The following is a 23,125-nucleotide window of genomic DNA, read 5'->3' on the forward strand; positions in this document are numbered from 1 at the left end:
TCAACTTTTACCGATCACCACCACGCCGGACATCCATCACAACCGGGCACCTTCAGCCCATACGAAACACGGCCTAGGCCATGGGTGCCTCGACCCGCAGGGCTGCGCGTTCGGGCTGGGATTTCGCCCGTTGGCCAGTCGAACAATCACCACCGCCGTCCGGGCGGTACAGGAGGCGCACGATCTGCTCCGTCGGTTCGCGACCCGTTCCGACGGCGTCCGGTGGTGTGACGGCTGGCCGCACGGGTAGGCCCGGTGGGATGAGCGACTGGCGGAAGCTCTTGGTCCCCGACACGCCGCTGTGGGAGATCGCGCTGCGGGGAAGCGTGATCTACCTGGCGATCTTCTTCCTCCTGCGCGTGCTGCTCAAGCGGGAGAGCGGCAGCACCGGCGTCACGGATCTCCTGGTGATCGTGCTGGTCACCGAGGAGGAGCTTACGGCCAACTCCGCCAGCAGGGCGTCGAGCGTCTGGACGACGTCAAGGAGGTTCGGGTTTGCACCCCCACCACCGGGGAAGGCGACGGGCGACAGTGGCGCGCGGAGCCGGCCGCGCCACCGCACCACGGGGAGGCCGACACGGGTGACCGGGAACGGCTGCACGATCTTCGCCAGCAGGCCCACGACGCGGGCATCGAGGGCAACTCCAAGATGACCGAGGAGCAGCTGCGCGAGGCGCTGCGCAAGGTCGGCAAGGGCGAGCGGCCCCAGCTGGCCAAGCGCGAGGCCAAGCGGTGATGAGCGCGAGCGGTGCCGGCATCCGCTGGGGCGCCGGCACCGCTCGCGGTTTTCAACTGATGGTGGCCAGCAGGTCCCGGCAGGCCCGCTCGCACGCGCGGCACGCGTCGGCGCAGATTCTGCGGTGCTCGTGTTTGTCGGCGTGACTGGCACACTCGTCCCCGCACGACTTGCACGCCGTGGCGCACGCCTCCAGCAGGCTACGGCTGATGTTGGCGCGTAGCCGGTGTGCCGGGACAGCACCCGTGCCGTGGTCGCGCAGATGTCGGCGCAGTCCAGGTTCGTCCGGACACACTTGGTCAGCTCGGCGACGATGTCCTCACCGAGGCAGGCGTCCGCGCACGCGGTGCAGGCCTGGGCGCAGTCGTTGCGGGCGTCGATCGCCGCCGCCAGGCAACACGCCACAACGACCTAGCAACGCCCTATCAGGGGGTTGACAGTGCGTCGTCGATGCCGGTCTGGCGCGGGCCAAGGAAGCGCGGATCGCGCCCGGTGATGATGTCGGTGACGGCCTTCATGTTTGCCGCCCGCTCTCGGATCGCGCCGCGCTGCCAGGCGAGCGCTTGCCGGCGGACGGTGTCGTCGCCGACCCCGGTCGTGTCGATCCCCGCCTCGCGGCACAGGGCGACCGCCCGTTCGATGTGGAACGACTGAGTGACCACGATCATTTGCTCGACGCCGAAGACTTTGCGCGCCCGTACGCACGAGTCGTAGGTGTCGAATCCGGCGTGGTCCTGAACAACCCTGTGGTTCGGCACGCCTCGCTCCACCAGCCAGCGGCTCATCGCGCCCGGCTCATCGTAGGCTGGCCTGGAGCCTCGGTCCCCGGAGACGAGGATCGCCCGTACGGTGCCGGTCTCGTAGAGCTGCCGCGCGAGTTCGAGGCGGGCGGCGAGGAAGCTGGACGGGGTGCCGTCCGGGCCGACCCGCGCGCCGAGGACGAGCACGACCGGCGCGTCCGGTACGTCGTCGACTCCGTAGATGTGGCCGTCGGCGCGGGCGCCCAGCCATGCCCCGCTGCCGAGGACCGCGACCGGGGCGGCCACGGCGATCGCGAGCACGGACCGCAGGAGGATTCGTCGCAACCGCTTTCGCGTTGGTCTGGGTTTCCTTGGACGCCTGGCGGTCTCGTTCCTGATCACGCCGCTTCTCCTGGTCTATCTGGCTACGGGTTCGAGGAGTTGCTGGGTTTCGTACCAGAGTTGGGCCTGCGCGTTCGGGTCGTTTCCTGGCGGCGGGGGCTGGATCTGGCGGGTTCCGCGGGCCGTGTAGTAGCCGCCAGTATGTCCGGTGAACTCGGGGTCGGTGGCGAGGGCGACGATCAGGCCGGCGCCGCGCGCGGGGTCGCCGATCCTGAGCCGGGTGAGGGCTTTTTCGAGTACGCCGGCGAAGGGGAGCTCGCGGCCGAGGCCGGTGGCGTTGAAGCCGGGGCAGAGGCAGTTCGCGGTGGTGGTGGTGTCGGCCAGACGTCGGGCGAGTTCCATCGTGAACATGATGTCGAGCAGTTTGGTCCTGCCGTAGTGCTCGGATGATCCGCGTGCGCTGAACAGGCTTGTCTCGGTGAGATCCTGGGGGATCCGGAGGGTTCCGTGCCGGCGGGAGGCTTCGGAGGCGACGTTGACGATCCTGGCGGCGGAGGCTCGCTGAAGCGCGGGCAGCAGTGTGTGGGTCAGTAGCCAGGGGGCGAGGTAGTTGACGGCGACCATTTCGGGGTAGCCGTCGGGGTAGCCGTCGGGGGTGGTGCGTGGCTGGAAGGCGTGGATGCCGGCGTTGTTGACGAGTACGTCGATGTGGTCGTAGCGGTCGGCGATCTCGTGGCCGATGCGCCGGACGTCGTCGAGCCGGGTGAAGTCGCCGAGGAATGCGTCCACGCGGTCGGTGCCGATCTCCTGGCAGGTCTGATCCGCCTTCTGCTGGCTGCGGGCGGTGATGATGATGCGGGCGCCCTGTTGGGCGAGTTTGATGGCGGCCAGGCGGCCGAGTCCGTTGGTGGCGCCGGTGATGACGATCGTGGGTTCCATGATGGTCCTGTTCAAGGGCTGTGAGGACAGGGGTTACTCGGTGACGAAGGGGTGGTCGGCTTCGCCGACGGCCTTCTGCTGGCGGGGGTGGCGGCGGACGGCCAGGGCCATCAGCGCGCCGACGGCGGCGATGACGGCGCCGACGAGCATGGTCGTGTGCATGCCGGCGAGGAACGACATGTTCGTGTAGTCGGTGAGGGTGGCGGCGAGGTGGGGTGTGGCTCCGTCGGGGATCGGCGCGACGCCGCCGGCGACGGTGGTGCTACCGAACTGCGTGAGCGGCCCGGTCAGCGCGGCGGGCAGGCCCGAGCGGTCGAGTAGATCGGTGAAGTGTGCGCTGGTGGCGGCGGCCATGACCCCGCCGAGCACGGCGACGCCGAGGGTCGCGCCGAGACGGCCGGCGGTCTGCTGGGCGCCGGCCGCAGGACCGGCGAGCTCGGCGGGTGCGTTGCCGACGGTCGCGTTGACGGTCGCGGTGACCAGGAGGCCGAGCCCGATGCCGATCATCGTGAGTCCGGCCGCGAGTTGCGGGTAGCCCCCGTCGAGCCGGGCGAACGAGCTGCTCACCAGGCCGGCCGCGACGAGTAGGCAGCCGATGACGAGTGCCCACCGGTCGCCGATGCGGGTGATGACGCGGCCGGAGAGGATCGCCCCGACGAGCATGGCCAGGCCGAGCGGGAGCAGCCGGATGCCGACCGTGGTTGCTGACAGGTGCTGGATCTGCAGCCAGAACAGGGAGACGACGAAGAGTCCGCCGTTGAGTGCGAAGAACGCGAGGACGCTCAACACCGCGCCAGCGGCGAAGGACCGGTTCCGGAACAACGAAAGCGGCACGAGAGGGTCCGCGGCGCGCCGCTCGATCAGGAGGAACGCGACGAAGGCCACTGCGGCGACCACGAACAGTGCGATCGTGGAGGTGGCCGCCCAGCCGGTGCTCGGTGCGTCGATCAGTGCGTAGACCAGCGCGGTAAGTGCGACGACCAGCGAGACGGTGCCGGTGAGGTCGAACCGTTCCGCCGTACGGAGGCGAACCTCGCCGAGCGCGGCGGCGCCGAGGATCAGGCAAAGAACCGCGACCGGGACGTTGATGAACATTGTCCAGCGCCAGCCGAGCGCCTGAACGATTACTCCTCCCAGGACCGGACCAGCGGCGATGGACAGGCCCTGCACGGAGTTGAAGATTCCGATCGCCGAGGGCAGTCGTTCTTCGGTGACGCTGACGCGGAGCAACGACAGCGCGTTGGTGGTGAGCAAGCCGCCGGACACGCCCTGCGCGACGCGGAGTGCGACGATCAGGGCGACCGGTGTCGACAGGCCGATGAGCAGGGAGGTCAGGCCGAAGCCGCCGATACCGAGAAGGAAGATCCGGCGGCGCCCGAACCGGTCGCCGAGCTTGCCGGCCAGCACCAGCGAACCGGTCAGGCCGAGCAGGTAGGCGCTGGTGATCCACTGCAGGTCGCCCAGTCCCACACCGAGGTCCGTCGCGATGGCGCCGTTCGCGACCGCCAGGATCGTCGTCGCCAGTCCTGGCATCAAGGCTCCCAGCGTCACCGCCAGCAACGGAAGACCGCTGGCTTCACGTGTCCGGGCAAGGTCCGTGGTCACGGGTATCTCCACACCAAAGTAGTTTGCATATACCCACGACCGTAGCTGCTATGGTGGGTATATGCAAACCAACTCGTCGCCTGGGGACGAGAGTCGGCACAAGATCGAGCTGGCCCTCGGCGCGCGGATCAACGCCCTCATCAGCGCAACCCGGGCGCTGAGCGAACGCAGCGCCGCGCACTTCCACCCGCAGTTGCAACCGGCCGCGTTCCACATCGCGCGCTGGCTCTACGCCTTCGGGCCAGCCCGGCCCAGCGAGGTCGCCGAGGCCGTCGGGATGGACCGCAGTTCCACCAGCACCCTGATCGGCAAGATGCGAGCACTCGGACTGCTGGACAGCTCACCGGCCCCGGACGACCGGCGCAGCATCATCATCCAGCTCAGCTCCGAAGGTCAGGAGCGGGTCGCGGCGACGCTCGAGGAGCGCGGCAAGGAGTTCTACGCCCGTACCCAGGACTGGTCGACCGAGGACCTCGCCCGGCTCGTCGAACTCCTCGGACGACTCACCTCCGATCGATCATCCGAGACGGGGGGTCAGGTCCTGAGCCCCTAGGCAGACCCAGCGGAAGGTCTCCGCATCCAGCGAGGATCCGCGGGAGTGTCGTTGGCGGGCTGTCGAGTCGGTCGGGACTGGGTCAACGGCCCGGCAATGTGACGGCGAAAGCGATCCGACGCACCGAGGTAGATCAGCTCCCAGCATCCGGCTGTGGTGATAACAGCGACGCCTCGATCACGTCCGACGACGACCTTCCAGGTCGCAGACAGGAAATGGGTGCAGCTCATGTTGGATGGCGGACGGACCCGCTGATGATCGAGGCGAGAACACTCACGAAGTGGTACGGGTCGGTAACGGCCGTCGACGGAGCGACCTTCACCGCGGCGGCTGGCCGGGTCACCGGTTTCCTTGGGCTCAACGGCTCAGGCAAGACGACGTGCCTGCGGATGCTGCTCGGCCTGATCCGCCCGACATCGGGCACGGCACTGATCAACGGCAGGCGATACCGGGACCTTCAGGACCCGCTCCGGCAGGTCGGAGCGGTCCTTGAGCAGGGCATCAGCCATCCGGGCCAGACCGGCCGGGCCCATCTGACCGGCCACGCGATCCTCGCCGGCGCGAGCCACGCCAGGGTCGAGGAGCTGATCGCGTACGTCGGCCTCGCGCGCGCCGCCGACAAGCGCACCGGTGCCTACTCGCTTGGCATGCGGCAACGGCTCGCCGTGGCGACCGCACTGCTCGGCGACCCGCAGGTACTCATCCTCGACGAGCCGGCCAACGGCCTCGACCCGGAAGGCATGGCCTGGCTGCGGGAACTCCTGCGTGAGCACGCCCGCAAGGGCGGGACCGTTCTCATCTCCAGCCACCTGCTCGCCGAGCTCGCCCAGCTCATCGACGACGTCGTCATCATCGCGAACGGCCAGATCAGGTGTGTCGCACCACTGACTGACCTGTACGGCTATGCGACCACCCGGCTACGAATCCGTGGCCGGGACCCGGGGCGTCTCTGGCAGGCGTACGAGCGGGCCGGCGGCCACGTCAGCATGGACGGGTACACCCTGGAGGTGGCCGGACTCTCCGCTGAGGACGCCGGCGAGATCGCGCTCGGCGTGCAGGTGCCCATCTACGAGCTGACCGCCGACACCCCCAACCTCGAGCAGGTCTTTCTCAGCCTGGCGGCGACCCGATGACCGCGCTCGTCCGTGGCGAGCTCTACCGGGTGGCGACGATCCGGTCCAGTTGGATCTCCACCGCCGTTCTCGGCGCTCTCACGATGATGCTCGGGTGGCTGAGCGTCGACATGTGGAAACTCCTCGTCGGAGTTGGCGCGATCGGCCTCGCCACCATGCAGACAGCCCAGCACTACCAGCACCAGACCGCCGTACTGCTCCACCTGGGCCGTCCGCACCGGGTGCTGGTACTCGTCGCTCAGCTCATCGCCAGCGTGATCGTGACCGTGGCCTTCGCCGCCCTGAGCGGTGTGACCGTGCTCGGCAAGGGCCACGTCGAGCAGTATCGGGACGTGCTGGTCGTCGTGCCGCTGATGGCCGTCTTCGCCGCTGCCGCCGCAGCGATCCTCCGCCGCCCGATGTGGCTGTTCCTCGCGTCCGGTGCCTGGTTCATCATCATCGAAGGGCTGATCAGTAGCTTGGAGAAGCCGTTGCCGTTCACCGCTTTCCTCCAGGCCAGCGCCGGCGACCGCCTCCACCTGCTGATCTTCGCTGGCTGGGCGACCCTGGCAGTCGTCGGCGCCGCCGTCGCGATCCACCGCGACCTCGTCGGCGAATAACTCCACCGTCATGCGTGGCTGACCGGGCAGATCCGTGCGGTACATCGCGCGTTCCGCAGCACGTACGGCACCCTGCCGGGTGCACGCCGAGCTTCGATTGGGCCCCGGCCTGGTCGTCTGGACCGACGGGACCGGTTCGACCGAGAACGCGCTGTTCGTCAACGGTGTTGATCGGCATGGTTGACAGCCACGGGATCATGCAGCGGTGAGCGGACACCTTGATGACAATCAGCTGCGGGCCCTCGGCGAACCTGCCCGTGTGACGGTATGGCCGGCACAGAATGCGCTCCTGTGCATGGGCGATACGGAGACCCTGCTGCAGATCGTCGAACAGGACGGCGGCTATGCCGTGCAGAAGAAGGACCGTGGCGGCGCCTGGCATCCACAGGCGGTCACCGGCACCCTCGACACGGCACGCCGCTACCTGATCTGGGAGATCAGTAACTGGGTGGCGTCCGCCCGACGACCGCCCGGGCAGGCGCTCGCCGCGGAGCCGGCGCTAGCGGGATTCACCCTCGTCGACCTCGGCAGCGGAGGTCTCGAACTGCGGTGGACCGAACCGGGCGGTCAACGATGGATCCGATTTCCGGGCAGTCGATGGCGCGGAACGGCGATCCGTTTCGCCCGCTACGCCGACGCCACCGAGGAGGCGATTGCCGGTCGCTCGGGTACTTCGCTGGAGAGCGGCCCGACAGCACAGCAGCGGCACCTCATTGCCTGGGGCACCGAGCTGTTCCGTCGGATCTCACCCGACCCGGACCTGACCCTCACCTTCCGGTTGCTGCCGGACGACGACGCAGTGCTCATCGTGCACCCGGTACGCGGCGGAGGCTCGATCTATGTGGCCGCCGACGAGACGGTGCTGTTCGCGGCCTCGGCCATCGCCCCGCACAAGGCTCTGGAGGCGTTCCGTTCCGGTACGCGCACCCCCGTCGACAGGTTCGTCGCTCGTGCGGCATCCTCGTCAGGGGCGTGATCCTCAAGGACGCCACGGTCGGGGGGAGACGGCGATGGGGCACTTTCGGAGGGGCCACCGCGTGGCCGGGAGCATCTCGCCCGAGATCATCGCGCAGTACGAGCAGCTCGTGCCGATCTCCATGGAGCAGGCCTGGCGCGACGAGGGCGCCCTGATGACGGCGGACGGCTTCGTCCGGCTCATCGATCCGGCGCTGCTGCTGCCGGTGATGGACCTGATCCTGCCGTCGCACCCGGGCGCGTTGCCGGTCTTCGCCACCGCCTGGGGCGACCTGATAGTGCAACACCAGGACCGCTTCCTGATCGTGTGGTACCGGTTCGGCTTCTACCACGAATACGCCAGCGATGTCTCGGACCTCGTCTTCGACTATCTGGAGCATCCCGGGGCCCGGACCAACGCGCTCAACCGACTGTTCTACGACGACGCGGCGGCCAACCTGGGCGTGCCGGAGATCAATGAGTGCTTCGGGTTCAAGCTGCCGCTGGCGATGGGTGGCACCGAGGATGTCGACAACGTGACCCGCCGAAAGCTCAAGGAGCACCTCGTGTTCCTGGTGCAGGCCAGCGGGCCGCCGTACGAGCTGCCGAAGCTGGCTCCGCTGCCCAGCCCCGAGTTGAGCGAACCGGTCCTGACCGAACGCGAGCAGCAGCTCGCCGAGCGGGGCAAGCAACAGCTGGCGATGATCCAGCCGGGCGACGTGTACGGGGTCAAGACGTTTCCGGAGGATCAGGCCGTCTACGTCTGGCAGATGCAAACCGGCGGCCAGATCTTCGTAGGCCACGACGATACGCTGCTGTTCGGCACCCCGACCTTCAGCACCGAACCCCTGCTCGTCACGTGGCGGTCCGGCAAGCGCTCCTCGGCGGCCGACCTTGAGGCGGAGGCCGCCCGCCGTCGACGGCGGTAGCAGCGGGCAGCGGCAGGTCCGGTGGGAACCGTCGCAGCATCGCCCGTTGGTCCAGTGACCACGCAGCGGACCGCACGGCGTGCGACCCGGCTCAGTCCCGGGTGAGTCCTGGTGGCAACGCATCCTGGTCGGGTTCGACCCGACGGGCGTTGGCCAGGGGATTGTGCTGGAGGGCGTCGATCAGCGGGTCCGGGCCGCCGATGCAGCCTTGTTGACCCACATGCTGCTATTCAACCCGCTGCGGTGATGGTGCGGGGCTGGTCGGGCTCTCGGTCGCGGCGGGACACCGGCGAGCTGTTGCGCGTGCGCTGGATCAGCACGACGCAGGCCAGAACCACCAGAGCCGCCCCGATCGAGGCAGGGGTGACGGTCTCGCCGAGCAGCAGCGCCGACCAGACCAGGGTGAGGACCGGCTGTGCGAGCTGGATCTGGCCGACCTGCGCGATGCCGCCCCGGGCCAGGCCCGCGTACCAGGCGAAGAAGCCGAGGAACATGGAGACCGCGGTGAGATAACTGAACGCCGACCAGGCGGCGGCGTCGACGTGCGGGGGATTGGCTACGGCGGCAACGACCGTGATGGGCACGGTGACGGGCAGCGAGAGCAGCAACGCCCAGCAGATCGTCCGGGCGCCGCCCAACTCGCGGGCAAGCGCGCCGCCCTCGGCGTACCCCAGGCCGCAGAGCACCACCGCCGCCAGCAGGAACAGGTCGGCGGTGGACAGCGCCCCGCGCACCGCACCGTTGGAGACCAGGAAGGCGAGCACCGCCAGCAGCCCGCCGGCGCTCGCGACCCAGAACAGTGGCGGCGGGCGCTCGCCGGCCCGCCCCACCGCGAACACGGCGGTCATGGCGGGCAGCACGGTGATGACGACCGCGCCGTGCGCGGAGGTCTGGGTGACCAGCGCCAGCGAGGTGAACAGCGGGAAGCCGACGACGACGCCGAGGGCGACGATCGACAGCCGCCGCCACTGACCGCGGGTGGGTCGCGGCGCGCCGGTGAACCGCAGGTACGCCCATGCCAGCAGCGCCGCGCCGACGGCCCGACCGAAGGCGACGAACCACGGGTCGAGCTGCTGCACGGCGACGCGGGTGGCAGGCAGCGACATGCTGAAGGCGAGCACGCCCAGCGCGCCGAGCGCGAGGCCGGCGACCCGATCCGCTGTTACCGTGATCGCGACAGTAGCGCTACTCTTGTCCTTCATGAATAACGGTAACGCAGTGACCCGCGTTATCCAAGATCTGCGCGGGCTCGCCGCCGCCGCGGACCCTGGCACGCGGCTACCCTCGGTGCGCGAGCTGACCGCCCGGCACCAGGCCTCACCGGTCACCGTCGCCGAGGCGATCCGGCAACTGGTGGCGCAGGGGCTGATCGAGACACGGCCCGGCAAGGGCACCTTCGTGGCCACCCCGCCCGACGAACGGCGCGCCCCCGACCTGTCGTGGCAGACCGTGGCGCTCGGCCCCCGCCGGCCGGGCGAGGATGAGATGCAGGCGCTACTGGCGTTACCGCCCGCAGGAGCGATCCCGCTGTCCGGCGGCTACCTCGACGCGGATCTGCAGCCGGCCGCCGCGCTCGGCGCCGCGCTCACCCGCGCCGCCCGGCAGCCCGCGTCCTGGCAGCGCGGCCCGGCCGAGGGGCGCGAGGACCTACGCGCCTGGTTCGCCCGCGAGGCCGGATCCGGGCTGCGCGCCGAGGACATGGTGATCTGCCCGGGCGGACAGGCCGCGCTGTCGTCCGCGCTGCGGGCGCTCACCGCGCCCGGCGACACCCTGCTCGTCGAGTCGCCGACCTACCTGGGCGCACTGGCCGCCGCCCGGGCAGCCGGTCTGCGGGTGGTGCCCGTGCCCGCCGACGCCGACGGTGTACGGCCCGACCAACTCGCCGCTGCGTTCGCTCGTACCGGCGCCCGACTGTTCTACTGCCAGCCGCTCTACGCCAACCCGCACGGCGCGACACTGGCAGGTCACCGCCGGACCGAGGTCGCCGAGGCCGTACGCGACGCCGGGGCGTTCCTGATCGAGGACGACTACGCCCGCGACCTCACCATCGACGGGGAGGCCCCGCCGCCACTGGCGGCTGACGACCCCGACGGGCACGTCATCTACCTGCGCTCACTGACCAAATCCGCCGCACCGGGGCTGCGCGTCGCCGCGATCGGTGCCCGCGGCCCGGCCGGTGCCCGACTACGCGCGGCCCGACTGCTCGACGACTTCTTCGTAGCCGGCCCACTGCAGCAGGCCACGCTGGAGTTCGTCACCGCCCCGGCCTGGGCGCGTCACCGTCGTGCCCTGCGCACCGCACTGCGGGCACGGCGCGAGGCACTGCTGACCGCGCTGCGCCGGCACCTGCCAGAACTCGCCCAGCAGGCAGTCCCGCGCGGCGGTCTGCATCTCTGGGCCCGCCTACCCGACGGCACCGACGATGTCGCGCTGGCCGCCGCCGCAGCCGCCGAAGGTGTCATCGTCTTCCCCGGCCGCCCCTGGTACGCCGCCGAACCCCCGGCTCCGCACCTGCGCCTCACCTACGCCGCCGCCCCACCCGACCTCATGGACGAGGCCGTCCACCGCCTCGCCCGAGCCCTCCATCACAGCCGTTGAACACGGTGATCGGCGCGGCGGCGAGCTGACGGCGAGTGTGCCCGACGACGTCACGCGGCCGAACCGCGTCGAGTGCCACACGGACCGGCAGGACCTCGGGAGCGAGCGGTCGTCTCCGGGCCGCACCGGAGCGCACCTCGTACCGGGTGCGGGTCCGTGCGTGTCCAACGCGCCGACCAGGACGTGCAGGCCCCACATCACCGCCCTCCGGTACTGCGGCACCAGCACCGGCGCCGAAGAACTCGCGGCGGCGATTGGGCCAGCCGAACCCGTCCCCACCCCGGCATGGCCGGTGGGTACTCACGGCGACTACAGCCGGTGCCGGACCCAGACGTTGGGTTCGACGTAGACAGCGTGGTCGTGCGTCACATCGCAGTGCACCGGCACCAGTGCTTCCGGCACGTGCACCGGCCCGCTGGTATCGAAAGGCAGACCCGTCCAGCGACGCCAGTCCGCCAGTGTGCCCGCGATGGTCATCGACCGCGTCGCCACCCGCTCGATACGCCCACCGGCCCGCACATGTACCCGCAGCCACGGGTCGACCGGCAGGCCGTCGGCGCGGATCTGCGCTGCGTACTGCGTCATGGGCAGGTCAGGATGACGGTGCTTGCCGCTCGGGCGCACCGGCGCGACCAGGGTGTCGAAGCCCCGCTTCGCGACGGCCTCGCGCATCGCGGCGAGCATCAGTGCGGACACCCCGCTGCCGCGCCGGTCCGGCCGGACGCAGATCTCCACCGCCGACACCAGGTTCGGGGTGGTGCCGGTGAGCCGGCCGATGGTGGCCCGCTGGATCATCCGGTCCCAGCCGCCGTCGGGAAGCTCCGCCTCCGTCCAGCGCAACGGCACGGCGTACGCCCGGGCGACGGCGTGGGTCGGCTGGGCAGGATCGACGGCGGCGAACACGAACTCGGGGTAGAGGTCGTGGGCGACGTTGTAGTAGACCGCACCCATGGGATCCCACAGCATGAACGGCGGCCACGCCCCGTCGAAGTCGTCGTCGAGCAGTGGGGCGAGGTCGGGTCGGTCCGCGAGGCTGGCGATGTCCAAGGTCACGGCAGGGAAGGTAGAGGGTCGCACCACGGACCGCACGCCAATTCTCTTAGTTGACGCGTCCCGCCGTGCAGGCGTCCCGGCTACGCGGGACGGGATGCGTGCCCTCTGTCGGCACGTACCTGCCGGAGCCCGACGGCCCCTACCGTGGTCCGGCGGCCGCCATCTCGCCTGATGTCTCCGACGGATAATGTCCTCATGCTGCAGGCGTTCTCAGCCGACCCTCCCTGCGCGATGTGTGGTCAGACCGCATCGCACGTGGAACTCGTCCCACCGCACGCGAAACCCGTCACCTGGCAGCACTGGTCGCCCCAGGAACGGCGGACCTTCGAGGCTGCACGGCAGCGGCGTGGGCCACAGCAGTGGTGGCTGCTGTACTCCGGGATCGAGCGGGGAAACGGATCGGGCGACCCGGTGGATGAGGCGCGGGCGCTGAGGATCGTCGCCGCCTTCACCGAGCCGTACTGCTACTCCGCCGTGACCACCGCAGGTTTCTACGACGACGCCGGATTCTGCGGCCAGTGTGATGCGCCGTACTGCCACAGGCACTGGAACGTTTCCAGCAGTGGCTACGGAACCTGCCCGCGCGGTCACGGCAAGAGCCTCGATCCGCACTGGTGGCCTGAGGACCTGTAGGCGGTGGTGCTCTGTCTGGTGCGGCAGAATGCTGGTGTGAGCGCGGAGGAAGACGATGAGTTCGAGGAGGTGGCGAATGTCCTGCGAGGACGGACGGTCGTTGACGCGGAACTTCGCCCGGCGCTCGATGCGCTGGAGGCTCGACTCGGTCAGCCCGTTGTTGCCCTTACCTGCGGGTCCATGAACTACGTGGCCGGCCACGGAGTCCCGGGCGTGGAGGTACCGACCATGACCGCCTGGGTGCGTGGCGCGGCGTTCGACCGTGAACGCCGGCTGCAGGCGGACGCGGTCTTTGATCAGATCGTTGCCGAGTGTGGTCCGTGGCGGTGGCGGCAGTTCACGGCACGGGCGTTGCGGGTTGGGAACCTTCCACGTTCGCGGGCCCGGCGCATCGCCGCGCTTGCCGGCATCGAGTACGTCACTGATCCGATTCTGGGCGGGCTGGGGTGCTTCGATGAGGAGGCCACGACACGCGTCATGGCAGCGGTACCGCAGGAGCGGTGGGATCAGTTCCGCGATGACTGGGGAGCCAGCGTCTGGACCGTCGCGGTGAACGCGGATCTTCACAGTGTCTCCGTGTTCGTCCACACCGCGGCTCAGGTCGCGCAACTGCGGCAGACACCGCGATGGTATGAGTGGGAACGACAACTCCGCGCCCTCATCGCCGAAGAGGACGAGTTCGGGTCAACCAGCATCATCCCGGTCAAAATCGCTCTCGAAAGCCGGGAGTCATTTGAGTCCGACTGCCAAGGAAACTGGAGCTACTACTGGTACTGAGGTTTCGCTCCGCGCTTGCGCTCGCGCCGAGAACCTGTCGGTTAACCGGCCCGCCGGGGTGACGGTCGAACGGTGGGCGGTCTCGCAGGCCGCGCCGTACCGCCGGATGCGCCTGCGCGGCGGGTAGAACCAGATCCAGCTCTGGAACGGCGGGGACGGCCGGTCCAGCGGCGCCGCTCGTCGCCGCGGTACCCGAAAGTGATCATCAGGCATTTGCCGCGGCACGGCAATCCACGGTTCAGTTCTTGCAGGAAATCATCGTAGGATTGCGGTCGTGACGAAGCGGTTGACAGAGGTGGCCCGCAAGGCGGGCGTCAGTGAGGCGACCGTGAGCCGGGTGCTCAACGGCCGTGGCGGTGTGTCTGAGGCCACCCGGGCCGCAGTGCTGACCGCGCTCGACGTCCTCGGCTACGAGCGTCCCACCAAACTGCGGGGCGAGCGGGCGCGGCTGGTCGGTCTGGTGCTGCCGGAGTTGCAGAACCCGATCTTCCCGGCGCTCGCCGAGGTGGTGACCGGGTCGCTGGCCCAGCGAGGGTTCACCCCCGCGCTGTGCGCCCGCACGATCGGGGGTGTGCCCGAGTCGGACTACGTCGAGATGCTGCTGGACCACCAGGTGTCCGGGGTCATCTTCGCCGGCGGGTCGTACGCCCTGGCGGACGCCTCGCACGAGCACTACCGGCGACTCACCGACCGGGGACTGCCGGTGGTGCTGGTCAACGCGGGCGTCGACGAACTCGGGTTCCCCCGGGTGTCCACCGACGACGCGGTCGCCGTGGAGCAGGCGTACGGGCATCTCCGCTCGCTCGGCCACGAGCGGATCGGCATGGTGCTCGGTCCGGAGGACCACGTGCCGTCACGGCGCAAGCTGGCCGCGTTGGCCCGGGTCGCCGGTCGTGCGGACCTGGGGGAGCGGGTGGAGCGGTCCAGCTTCTCCATGGAGGGTGCCCGGGTCGCCGCCACCAAGCTGGTCGATCGGGGGATCACCGGCATCATCTGCGCCAGTGACGTCCTGGCTCTGGGGGCGATCCGCGCGGTGCGGCGGCTGGGCCGCGCGGTGCCGGAGGACGTCTCGGTGATCGGCTTCGACGACTCGGTGTTCATGACCTGCACCGATCCGCCGTTGACCACGGTGCGCCAGCCCATCGAGACGATGGGTCAGGCGGCCGTCGACCTGCTGGTCACCCAGATCGACGGGGCCGGCGTGCTTGCCGACGAGCTGCTTTTCGAACCCGAACTGGTGGTGCGCGGCTCCACCGGGCCGGTCCGCAGCGCCGGCTGATCCGACCCGGTGCAGTAGCGCCGGACAAAAAGGGCGGACCCCCTGTGGGTCCGCCCTTTTTGGTGTGCGGGGCGGGTGTGATCGCTGTCTTTCATGATTGAGTTCAGTTCTTGCATAGCTGAGTGCGGCTTTGTATCGTCATCGCCACGAAACATGGCAGTGATGAGAGTGAGATCACATCACCCAGAAAGGGTGTCCGTCCATGAACAGATCCAGCCTGCGCAGCGCCCTCGGCCTGCTCCTCGTCACCGGGGTGGCGCTGTCCGGGGCCGCCTGCGGCGCCGACGACGACAAACCGGCCGACGGCAAGGTCATCATTACGGTCAACGGTCTCCCCCCGGCCACCGAGGCAGCGAACCACCAGCGGTTCCTCGACAACGTCGCCGAGTTCGAGCGCCTCAACCCGGACATCGACATCGACGCCCGCGAGGGCAAGATGGACCCGCAGACCTTCTCCGCGAAGCTGGCCGGCGGCCAGCTCGAGGACGTCTTCTACGTCTACTTCACCGACCCGGCCAACCTCATCGCCAAGCGCCAGGTCGCCGACATCTCGACGTACGCCAAGGACTTCCCGGTCGTCGACCAGCTCAAGCCCGAGGTCAAGCGGGTCTTCTCCGACGCCGACGGCAAGCTCTACGGCCTGCCCTACAAGAACTACTCGATGGGCCTGCTCTACAGTCGCCCCCTGTTCACCCAGGCCGGGCTGGATCCGAACAACCCGCCGAAGACCTGGGCCGACGTCCGCACCGCCGCCAAGAAGATCGCTGCGCTCGGCAACGGCACGGTCGGCTACGGCGAGTACAGCAAGTCCAACACCGGCGGTTGGCACTTCACCGCCGAGCTGTACTCCGTCGGCGGCGAAGTGGCCCGTAACGAGGGCGGCACCTGGAAGGCCGCGTTCAACAACGACCAGGGCCGGCAGGTGCTCCACCAGCTCAAGGAGATGCGCTGGACCGACAACAGCATGGGCAGCCGGCAGTCCCTGGAGTGGGCAGACCTGTTGCAGATGATGGGCTCCGGAAAGCTCGGCATGTACGTCGCCACCGCCGACAACATCCCCACCATCGTCAACCAGTACAAGGGGAAGTTCGAGGACTACGGCCTCGGCCCGATCCCGGACGGCAAAGGCACCCTCGGCGGTGGTGAGGGCTACATGTTCAACGCCAAGGCCACCCCGGAGAAGATCCGGGCCGGCCTGAAATGGCTGACGTTCTGGTTCACCAGCGCCGACCGGATCGAGGCGGAGAACAAGTGGTCCGCCGAGAACAAGCTGCCCGTCGGCCTCCCCGAGCCGCAGATCTTCACCGGCGACGCTGCCGCGAAGCAGGCCGCAGCGGACAAGACGTACGCCAACGTGCCGCAGGAGAACTACGCCCCGTTCGTCGCGGCCATGGGCAGCGTCCCGGTGAAGCTCGAACCACCCCACGCGCAGCAGATCTACGCCGTACTCGACGTGGCGATGCTCAAGGTCCTCACCGACCGCGACGCCAACGTCGACCAGCTACTGGCCGACGCCGAGAAGCAGGTCAACACGATCCTCGGCACGGTCCGCTGACCGTCCGGGCCCCAGCCCCGGGGAGGGGCTCCGCGGCACACCGGCACCGGAGCCCCTCCCGCTCACGAAAGGGTCACCCGATGGCGGTCGTCACGGCCGGCACACCCCACGCCTCCCGGCTGCGCCGGCGGATCAGCGACAACCTCCTGTCGTACGCGTTCCTGTCGGCCGGGCTGCTCTGCTTCGCCTTCTTCTCCTGGTACCCGTTGGTCCGGGGCGTACTGCTCAGCTTCCAGCAGGTCAACTTCGTCACCGACCCGTACTGGGTGGGCCTGGACAACTTCCGGGCGCTGTTCGCCGACCCGCTGTTCTGGACCGCCTGGAAGAACACCCTGGTCTTCACCGGACTGGCCCTGCTGCTGGGCTACCTGGTTCCGCTGGCGCTGGCCATCCTGCTCAACGAACTGCGGCACTTCTCGGCGTTCCTCCGGATCGCGGTCTACCTGCCGGTCATGCTGCCGCCCATCGTGGTGGTGCTGCTCTGGAAGTACTTCTACGACCCGGGCAGCGGCCTGTTCAACACCCTGCTCCGCGGAGCCCACCTGCCCGAGTCGCAGTGGACCCAGTCGTCGTCGACCGCGCTGCTGTCCCTGGTGCTCGTCTCGACGTGGGCGAACCTCGGCGGCGCCACCCTGATGTACCTCGCGGCGTTGCAGAGCGTCCCCGGCGAGCTGTACGAGGCGGCCGAGCTGGACGGCGCCACCCTGTGGCAACGGCTGCGCCACGTCACCCTGCCGCACCTGCGGTTCATCATGCTGGTCCTGCTGCTGCTCCAGGTCATCGCCACCATGCAGGTCTTCATCGAGCCGTACCAGCTCACCGGGACCACCAACCCGGACACCGTCACGGTGATGGTGCTGATCTACCGGTACGCGTTCACCGTCAACAACGACTTCGGCCTGGCGGCGGCGGCCAGCGTGCTGCTCTTCGTGGTCCTCGGCACATTCTCCGCCGTCTATCTCCGGCTCACCCGCCGCGCCGACTGAGGGAGCCCCGATGACACTCACCGCTCCGCCGGCCGTGCCGGCAGCCGCCGCCCCGGCGGCCCGGCCCACGTCCCGGCGTACGCCCGGCGGCCGGGACCGGGAACCGACCGTGCGGACCCTGGTCTCCGACGCCCAACTCGCCCGGGGGCGCGGCCGGGCGCTCTACCTGACGGTCCTGGGCCTCGTCACCGTCCTGTTCCTGCTGGTCTTCCTCTTCCCCGTCTACTGGATGGTCACCTCGGCGGTGAAGTCGCCGGCCGAGTACGCCCTCATCCCACCGACCTTCGTGCCGGAGTCGTTCCACCCGGAGACCTACGCCCAGGCGTGGGACCACATGGACATCCCCCGGTACTTCCTCAACACCGTCTGGTACGCCCTCGGCGGCTGGCTGATCCAGCTCATCGTCGCGGTCACCGCCGCATACGCACTGTCCAAGCTGCGGCCCCGCTTCGGCAACGTGGTACTCGCCGGCATGCTCGCCAGCCTGATGATGCCCGCCGCCGCGCTGCTGGTCCCCGCCTACCTGACCGTCAGCGACGTGCCGCTGCTGCACGTCAACCTGCTGAACACCCCCTGGGCGCTCTGGCTCCCCGCCGCCGCCAACGCCTTCAACATCTACGTACTCAAGCGCTTCTTCGACCAGATCCCCGACGACCTGCTCGACTCGGCGAGCCTCGACGGTGCCGGCCGGCTACGGGTGCTCTGGTCGATCATCCTGCCGCTGTCCCGGCCGGTGCTCGGGGTCGTCTCGATCTTCGCGATCATCGCGATCTGGAAGGACTTCCTCTGGCCGCTGCTGGTGCTCCAGGACCCGCGGACGCAGACCCTCAGCGTCGCGCTGAGCCGACTGTCCAACACCAGCCAGGTACCTCCCACCGAGATGATGGCCGGCCTGGTCATCGCCAGCATCCCGATGGTCGTCATCTTCCTGATCTTCCAACGCAGCATCATCAGCGGCCTCTCCGCTGGCGGCACGAAGGGCTGACCCGGCCCGGACGATCCAGAAAGCAGGTGCCCGTGTCCACAGCAGACGACCCGCGATGGTGGCGCAGCGCGGTGATCTACCAGATCTACCCCCGCAGCTTCGCCGACGGCAACGGCGACGGGATCGGTGACATCGCGGGCGTCCGGGCCCGCCTCGACCACCTCGCCGCGCTCGGCGTCGACGCGGTCTGGTTCAGCCCGTGGTACCCGTCGCCGATGGCCGACGCCGGCTACGACATCGCCGACCACCGGGGCATCGACCCGATCTTCGGCACCCTCGCCGAGGCCGAGGCTCTGATCACCGACGCCCACCGGCACGGCATCCGCGTCATCGTCGACGTGGTCCCCAACCACTGCTCCGACGCCCACCCCTGGTTCCAGGCCGCCCTCGCCGGCGGGCCGGGCGCACCCGAGCGGGAACTGTTCTGGTTCCGTGCGGGACGCGGGCCCGGCGGTTCCCTGCCGCCGACGGACTGGGTGTCGCCGTTCGGCGGTCCCACCTGGACCCGGACCACCGACCCGGACGGCACGCCCGGCGACTGGTACCTGCACCTGTTCGCCCCCGAACAGCCGGACTTCAACTGGGAGCACCCGAGGGTGCGGGCCGAGTTCGAGGACATCCTGCGGTTCTGGCTGGACCGGGGGGTGGACGGCATCCGGATCGACTCGGCGGCCATGCTGGCCAAGGACCCGGCGCTGCCGGACGCCGGCCCCGACCAGAGCCCGTTCGTCGACCAGGACGAGGTGCACGAGATCTACCGGAGCTGGCGACGGCTCACCGACGCCTACCCCGGCGGCCGGGCGCTGATCGGCGAGGTGTGGCTGCCGGACCAGCAGCGGTTCGCCAACTACCTGCGCCCGGACGAACTGCACGCCGCGTTCAACTTCGACTTCCTCGGCTGCGCCTGGGACGCGACGGCACTGCGCGCCTGCGTCGACGCCACCCTCGCCGCGCACGCCCCGGTCGACGCCCCCGCCACCTGGGTACTGTCCAACCACGACGTCACCCGGCACGTCACCCGCTACGGCCGGACGGACACCACCTTCAGCTTCGCCGCCAAGCGGGAGGGCATCCCGACCGACCTGGAACTCGGCACCCGACGCGCCCGCGCCGCCGCGCTGCTCAGCCTCGCGCTGCCCGGCGCGGCGTACGTCTACCAGGGCGAGGAACTGGGGCTCTGGGAGGTCGAGGACATCCCGTACGAGCTGCGCCAGGACCCGATGTGGGAACGCTCCGGGCGGATCGACCCCGGCCGGGACGGCTGCCGGGTACCCCTGCCGTGGAGCGGCGACACCCCGCCGTTCGGGTTCAGCCCGGACGGCGTGACCACCGCCCCCTGGCTGCCGCAGCCGGCGGACTGGAAGGACCGCACGGTCCGCGCCCAGACCGGCGACCCCCACTCGATGCTGGAGCTGTACCGGACGGCCATCGCGATCCGCCGGACCGACCCGGCCCTCGGCGACGGCACACTGACCTGGCTGCCGGCCCCGGACCGGGTACTCGCCGTCGGCCGGGCCCCCGGGTTCGCCTGCCTGGTCAACCTGTCCGACACCGCAGTGCCGCTGCCCGACCACGAGCGCCTGCTGCTGGCCAGCGGGCCGCTCGACGACGGGCGGCTCCCACCGGACACGGCTGTCTGGTTGCGGACCCGCTGACCCGTCCGGGCCCACCGGCCCCGCAACCGCCCACCTCACCACCGCCACCGGCCCGTCCCGGCCGCCGCGGCACCCCAGGGAAGGAGGCAGGAGCACCGCATCCGCACGGGGGACCTGGCCACATGACGAAAAGGGAGACCACCCCTCATGGCCGACCACACCGCCCCGCACCACCCGCGACGGGACCGGCTTCGCGCCGGCGTGGCCGTCCTGGCCGGCGCCGCGCTGGCCGCGACCGCCCTCACCGTCGTCGGGCTCACCACCACCGCCACCCCGGCCCGGGCCGCCGGGCTGTCCCCGTTCGACATCCCGGGCCGGGGCGCCACCGTGCCCTTCGTCGAGCACGAGGCCGAGGCCGCCGCGCACACCGGCACCCGGATCGGACCCGACCGGCACTACGGCACCCTGCCGTCGGAGGCGTCCGGCCGGGAGGCGGTCACCCTCGACGCCGTCGGCGAGTACGTCGAGTTCACCCTGACCGGGCCGGCCAACGCGGTCACCTTCCGCTACAGCCTGCCGGACAACGCCGCCGGCACCGGGCGGGACGCCACCATCGACCTGCGGGCCAACGGCGCCCTGGTCAAGGCCGTCCCGGTCACCTCCCGGTACGGCTGGTACTACGGCGGCTACCCGTTCAACAACAACCCGGGCGACACCAACCCGCACCACTTCTACGACGAGACCCGGACGATGTTCGGGACCACCTACCCGGCCGGCACGAAGGTCCGGCTCCAGGTGTCCTCGACCGCGCAGTCACCCACCTTCACCATCGACCTGGCCGACTTCGAGCTGGTCGGCGCGCCGATCGCCAAACCGACCGGTGTCCTGGACGTGGTCGCCGACTTCGGCGCCGACCCGACCGGCGCCACCGATTCCACCGCGAAGTTCCAGGCCGCCGTCGACGCCGGCCGGGCGCAGGGCAGGGCGGTGTGGATCCCCACCGGCACGTTCACCCTCTGGGACCACGTGGTGGTCGACGGGGTGACCCTGCGCGGCGCCGGCCGTGGTACTCGGTGCTCGGCGGCCGGCACCCCACCGACCGCAAACGTGCCGCCGGCATCTACGGCAAGTACGTCCCCGGCGGCGGCTACAGCGGCGAGATCCGCCCGCACGAGGCCGGCGGACCGAGCCGCAACGTCACCCTGCGCGACTTCGCCATCATCGGCGACATCCGGGAGCGGGTCGACGAGGACCAGGTCAACGCGATCGGTGGGGCCATGTCCCACTCGGTGGTGGACAACGTCTGGATGCAGCACACCAAGGTCGGCGCCTGGATGGACGGCCCGATGGACGACTTCACCATCCGCAACAGCCGGATCCTCGACCAGACCGCGGACGGGGTGAACTTCCACTGGGGCGTCACCAACTCCACGGTCACCAACACCTTCGTCCGCAACACTGGCGACGACGCGCTGGCCATGTGGGCGCAGAACGTACCGAACGTCGGCAACTCCTTCACCTTCAACACGATCGGCGTGACCATCCTCGCCAACCACCTGGTCACCTACGGCGGCCGGGACATCCGGATCACCGACAACGTCACCGCCGACTCGGTCACCAACGGCGGCGGCATCCATGTCGCCAACCGGTACCCCGGTGTGCAGGGCCCGACCGCCGTCTCCGGGACGATCACCGTCGCCCGGAACACGCTGATCCGCAACGGCAACTCCGACTACAACTGGCGCTTCGGCGTCGGCGCGATCTGGTTCTCCGCGCTCAACGAACCGATCCAGGGCGCGGCGATCACCGTCACCGACACCGACATCCTGGACAGCTCATACGCCGCGCTGCACTGGATCGAGGGCGCCACCAGCGGGATCAGCTTCACCAACGTCCGCATCGACGGTGCCGGCACGTACGCGCTCCAGGTGCAGGCGGCCAGCCAGGTCTCCTTCACCAACGTACGGGCCACCGGGATCGCCCAGTCCAACCCGATCCACAACTGCGTCGGCACCGGCTTCCAGATCACCCAGGGCGCCGGCAACTCCGGCTGGTACACCGCCACCCCGTACTGCGGGCCGTGGCCCGAGCCGCAGTGGGGCGGCGGCCCGACCAGCCCGCCGCCCACCACGCCCCCGCCGACCACCCCGCCGCCGACCGGCGGCAACCTGGCCCAGGGGCGGCCGGTGACCGCGTCCAGCTCCACCCAGAACTACGTCGCGGCCAACGCGGTCGACGGCAACACCGCCAGCTACTGGGAGAGCGCCAACAACGCGTTCCCGCAGACGCTCACCGTCGACCTGGGCGCGGCGCGCACAGTCGACCGGGTGGTACTCAAGCTGCCCACCGGCTGGGAACGGCGGACCCAGACGCTCGCGGTACTCGGCTCGACCGACGGATCGTCCTGGTCGACGCTGGCCGGGTCGGCGGGCCGCACGTTCGACCCGGCCACCGGCAACGCGGTGTCCATCGCCCTGCCGACCGGCGACCGCCGGTACGTCCGACTCACCGTCACCGGCAACACCGGCTGGCCGGCCGGACAGGTCGCGGAGTTCGAGGTGTACGGCGGCGGTGCGACCCCGCCACCCACCACCACCCCACCCACCACCCCGCCACCCACCACCCCGCCGCCGACCGGCAACCTGGCGGCCGGGCGGCCGATCACGGAGACCAGCCACGCCGACGTGTACGTCGCCGGCAACGCCGTCGACGGCAACCCGAACACCTACTGGGAGAGCGCCAACAACGCCTTCCCCCAGTCGGTGACCGTCGACCTGGGCAGCGCCCGGCCGCTGTCCCGGGTGGTGCTGAAGCTCCCGCCGTCGTCGGCCTGGCAGACCCGCACCCAGACGCTGTCGGTGCTCGGCTCGACCGACGGCTCGTCGTTCAGCACGCTGACGGGACCGGCCGGCTACACCTTCGACCCGGCCAGCGGGAACACCGTGTCGATCCCGCTGCCCGCCGGTGACCACCGGTTCGTCCGGCTGACCTTCACCGGCAACAGCGGCTGGCCCGCCGGCCAACTCGCCGAGTTCGAGGTCTACGCCACCTGACGTGTGCGGCGGGACCCCGCCCGCCGACCGGGGTCCCGCCGCACACCCACCCCAGCCCCGCACGCACCCCCGCACACGCCT

19 protein-coding genes and 2 pseudogenes are annotated in these 23,125 nt (G+C 70.0%); 16 read left to right on the forward strand and 5 right to left on the reverse strand.

The features are described 5' to 3' along the window. Positions 1-260 precede the first annotated feature (260 nt). Positions 261-428, forward strand: a pseudogene (locus V6U90_RS24460) (DUF421 domain-containing protein); the annotation flags it as partial. Between the two features lie 733 nt (positions 429-1,161). Here the strand turns inward: V6U90_RS24460 and V6U90_RS24465 are convergent. The 3 genes from V6U90_RS24465 to V6U90_RS24475 form a co-directional block, all read right to left on the reverse strand. After that, a complete protein-coding gene (locus tag V6U90_RS24465) occupies positions 1,162-1,797 on the reverse strand; it encodes a SanA/YdcF family protein (protein ID WP_334441099.1) in 636 nt (211 codons plus the stop codon). Between the two features lie 96 nt (positions 1,798-1,893). Further along, on the reverse strand, positions 1,894-2,757 hold the full coding sequence (locus V6U90_RS24470; protein ID WP_334441101.1) for an SDR family NAD(P)-dependent oxidoreductase: 864 nt from the start codon (positions 2,755-2,757) through the stop codon (positions 1,894-1,896). A gap of 33 nt (positions 2,758-2,790) precedes the next feature. Next, positions 2,791-4,374 carry an MFS transporter gene (locus V6U90_RS24475; RefSeq protein WP_334441103.1) on the reverse strand — a complete coding sequence of 528 codons (1,584 nt, stop codon included), beginning with the start codon at positions 4,372-4,374 and terminating at the stop codon, positions 2,791-2,793. A gap of 49 nt (positions 4,375-4,423) precedes the next feature. On the opposite strand from V6U90_RS24475, the gene V6U90_RS24480 reads away from it, so the two are divergent. From V6U90_RS24480 to V6U90_RS24500, 5 genes are all read left to right on the forward strand, one after another. After that, a complete protein-coding gene (locus V6U90_RS24480) occupies positions 4,424-4,915 on the forward strand; it encodes a MarR family winged helix-turn-helix transcriptional regulator (protein ID WP_334441106.1) in 492 nt (163 codons plus the stop codon). A 254-nt stretch (positions 4,916-5,169) separates the two neighbouring features. Next, on the forward strand, positions 5,170-6,048 hold the full coding sequence (locus V6U90_RS24485) for an ABC transporter ATP-binding protein (protein ID WP_334441109.1): 879 nt from the start codon (positions 5,170-5,172) through the stop codon (positions 6,046-6,048). Further along, positions 6,045-6,647 (forward strand): hypothetical protein, encoded by a 603-nt coding sequence (locus tag V6U90_RS24490; protein WP_334441111.1) that lies wholly within the window; start codon positions 6,045-6,047, stop codon positions 6,645-6,647. Before V6U90_RS24485 ends, V6U90_RS24490 begins: the two co-directional genes overlap by 4 nt. Before the next feature lie 295 nt (positions 6,648-6,942). After that, on the forward strand, positions 6,943-7,623 hold the full coding sequence (locus V6U90_RS24495; RefSeq protein ID WP_334441113.1) for a hypothetical protein: 681 nt from the start codon (positions 6,943-6,945) through the stop codon (positions 7,621-7,623). 61 nt (positions 7,624-7,684) lie between these two features. Then, positions 7,685-8,530 carry a T6SS immunity protein Tdi1 domain-containing protein gene (locus V6U90_RS24500; protein ID WP_334441116.1) on the forward strand — a complete coding sequence of 282 codons (846 nt, stop codon included), beginning with the start codon at positions 7,685-7,687 and terminating at the stop codon, positions 8,528-8,530. 230 nt (positions 8,531-8,760) lie between these two features. On the opposite strand, the gene V6U90_RS24505 is transcribed toward V6U90_RS24500, so the two are convergent. Continuing rightward, positions 8,761-9,732 carry a DMT family transporter gene (locus V6U90_RS24505; RefSeq protein ID WP_334441120.1) on the reverse strand — a complete coding sequence of 324 codons (972 nt, stop codon included), beginning with the start codon at positions 9,730-9,732 and terminating at the stop codon, positions 8,761-8,763. Between V6U90_RS24505 and V6U90_RS24510 the strand changes: the two genes are divergently transcribed. Then, the gene (locus V6U90_RS24510; protein WP_334441123.1) at positions 9,731-11,128 is read left to right on the forward strand and encodes an aminotransferase-like domain-containing protein; all 1,398 of its coding nucleotides are present in this window, start codon (positions 9,731-9,733) and stop codon (positions 11,126-11,128) included. The genes V6U90_RS24505 and V6U90_RS24510 overlap by 2 nt on opposite strands. Before the next feature lie 309 nt (positions 11,129-11,437). On the opposite strand, the gene V6U90_RS24515 is transcribed toward V6U90_RS24510, so the two are convergent. After that, on the reverse strand, positions 11,438-12,181 hold the full coding sequence (locus V6U90_RS24515) for an N-acetyltransferase (RefSeq protein WP_334441125.1): 744 nt from the start codon (positions 12,179-12,181) through the stop codon (positions 11,438-11,440). A gap of 195 nt (positions 12,182-12,376) precedes the next feature. On the opposite strand from V6U90_RS24515, the gene V6U90_RS24520 reads away from it, so the two are divergent. The 9 genes and pseudogenes from V6U90_RS24520 (at position 12,377) to V6U90_RS24555 (ending at position 23,044) form a co-directional block, all read left to right on the forward strand. After that, positions 12,377-12,814, forward strand: a complete 438-nt coding sequence (locus V6U90_RS24520) for a hypothetical protein (RefSeq protein WP_334441127.1) — start codon at positions 12,377-12,379, stop codon at positions 12,812-12,814. A 36-nt stretch (positions 12,815-12,850) separates the two neighbouring features. Continuing rightward, entirely contained in the window at positions 12,851-13,591 is a 741-nt protein-coding gene (locus V6U90_RS24525; protein WP_334441129.1) for a hypothetical protein, read from the forward strand. A gap of 274 nt (positions 13,592-13,865) precedes the next feature. Next, positions 13,866-14,870, forward strand: coding sequence for a LacI family DNA-binding transcriptional regulator (locus V6U90_RS24530; RefSeq protein ID WP_334441131.1), 1,005 nt, complete (start codon positions 13,866-13,868; stop codon positions 14,868-14,870). Between the two features lie 202 nt (positions 14,871-15,072). Further along, positions 15,073-16,425 carry an ABC transporter substrate-binding protein gene (locus V6U90_RS24535; protein WP_334441133.1) on the forward strand — a complete coding sequence of 451 codons (1,353 nt, stop codon included), beginning with the start codon at positions 15,073-15,075 and terminating at the stop codon, positions 16,423-16,425. An 80-nt stretch (positions 16,426-16,505) separates the two neighbouring features. Then, positions 16,506-17,411: a carbohydrate ABC transporter permease gene (locus tag V6U90_RS24540; protein ID WP_334441136.1), complete on the forward strand. Its 906-nt coding sequence runs from the start codon at positions 16,506-16,508 to the stop codon at positions 17,409-17,411. 10 nt (positions 17,412-17,421) lie between these two features. Further along, positions 17,422-18,396, forward strand: a complete 975-nt coding sequence (locus V6U90_RS24545; RefSeq protein ID WP_334441138.1) for a carbohydrate ABC transporter permease — start codon at positions 17,422-17,424, stop codon at positions 18,394-18,396. Positions 18,397-18,428: 32 nt separating this feature from the next. Then, a complete protein-coding gene (locus V6U90_RS24550) occupies positions 18,429-20,051 on the forward strand; it encodes a glycoside hydrolase family 13 protein (protein ID WP_334441140.1) in 1,623 nt (540 codons plus the stop codon). A gap of 147 nt (positions 20,052-20,198) precedes the next feature. Further along, positions 20,199-21,017, forward strand: a pseudogene (locus V6U90_RS33995) (glycosyl hydrolase family 28-related protein); the annotation flags it as partial. Positions 21,018-21,064: 47 nt separating this feature from the next. Further along, a complete protein-coding gene (locus V6U90_RS24555) occupies positions 21,065-23,044 on the forward strand; it encodes a discoidin domain-containing protein (protein WP_442933667.1) in 1,980 nt (659 codons plus the stop codon). Positions 23,045-23,125 lie beyond the last annotated feature (81 nt).

Origin of the sequence: Micromonospora sp. CPCC 206060 (genome assembly GCF_036906895.1) — a bacterium.
Lineage (GTDB): Bacteria > Actinomycetota > Actinomycetes > Mycobacteriales > Micromonosporaceae > Micromonospora.

Excerpts from the sequence above, each read along its gene's own strand:
- V6U90_RS24470 (WP_334441101.1), bottom strand. The coding sequence starts at position 2,757 with ATGGAACCCACGATCGTCATCACCGGCGCCACCAACGGACTCGGCCGC.
- V6U90_RS24480 (WP_334441106.1), top strand. The coding sequence starts at position 4,424 with ATGCAAACCAACTCGTCGCCTGGGGACGAGAGTCGGCACAAGATCGAG.
- V6U90_RS24485 (WP_334441109.1), top strand. The coding sequence starts at position 5,170 with ATGATCGAGGCGAGAACACTCACGAAGTGGTACGGGTCGGTAACGGCC.
- V6U90_RS24490 (WP_334441111.1), top strand. The coding sequence starts at position 6,045 with ATGACCGCGCTCGTCCGTGGCGAGCTCTACCGGGTGGCGACGATCCGG.
- V6U90_RS24495 (WP_334441113.1), top strand. The coding sequence starts at position 6,943 with ATGGGCGATACGGAGACCCTGCTGCAGATCGTCGAACAGGACGGCGGC.
- V6U90_RS24510 (WP_334441123.1), top strand. The coding sequence starts at position 9,731 with ATGAATAACGGTAACGCAGTGACCCGCGTTATCCAAGATCTGCGCGGG.
- V6U90_RS24505 (WP_334441120.1), bottom strand. The coding sequence starts at position 9,732 with ATGAAGGACAAGAGTAGCGCTACTGTCGCGATCACGGTAACAGCGGAT.
- V6U90_RS24520 (WP_334441127.1), top strand. The coding sequence starts at position 12,377 with ATGCTGCAGGCGTTCTCAGCCGACCCTCCCTGCGCGATGTGTGGTCAG.
- V6U90_RS24535 (WP_334441133.1), top strand. The coding sequence starts at position 15,073 with ATGAACAGATCCAGCCTGCGCAGCGCCCTCGGCCTGCTCCTCGTCACC.
- V6U90_RS24540 (WP_334441136.1), top strand. The coding sequence starts at position 16,506 with ATGGCGGTCGTCACGGCCGGCACACCCCACGCCTCCCGGCTGCGCCGG.
- V6U90_RS24545 (WP_334441138.1), top strand. The coding sequence starts at position 17,422 with ATGACACTCACCGCTCCGCCGGCCGTGCCGGCAGCCGCCGCCCCGGCG.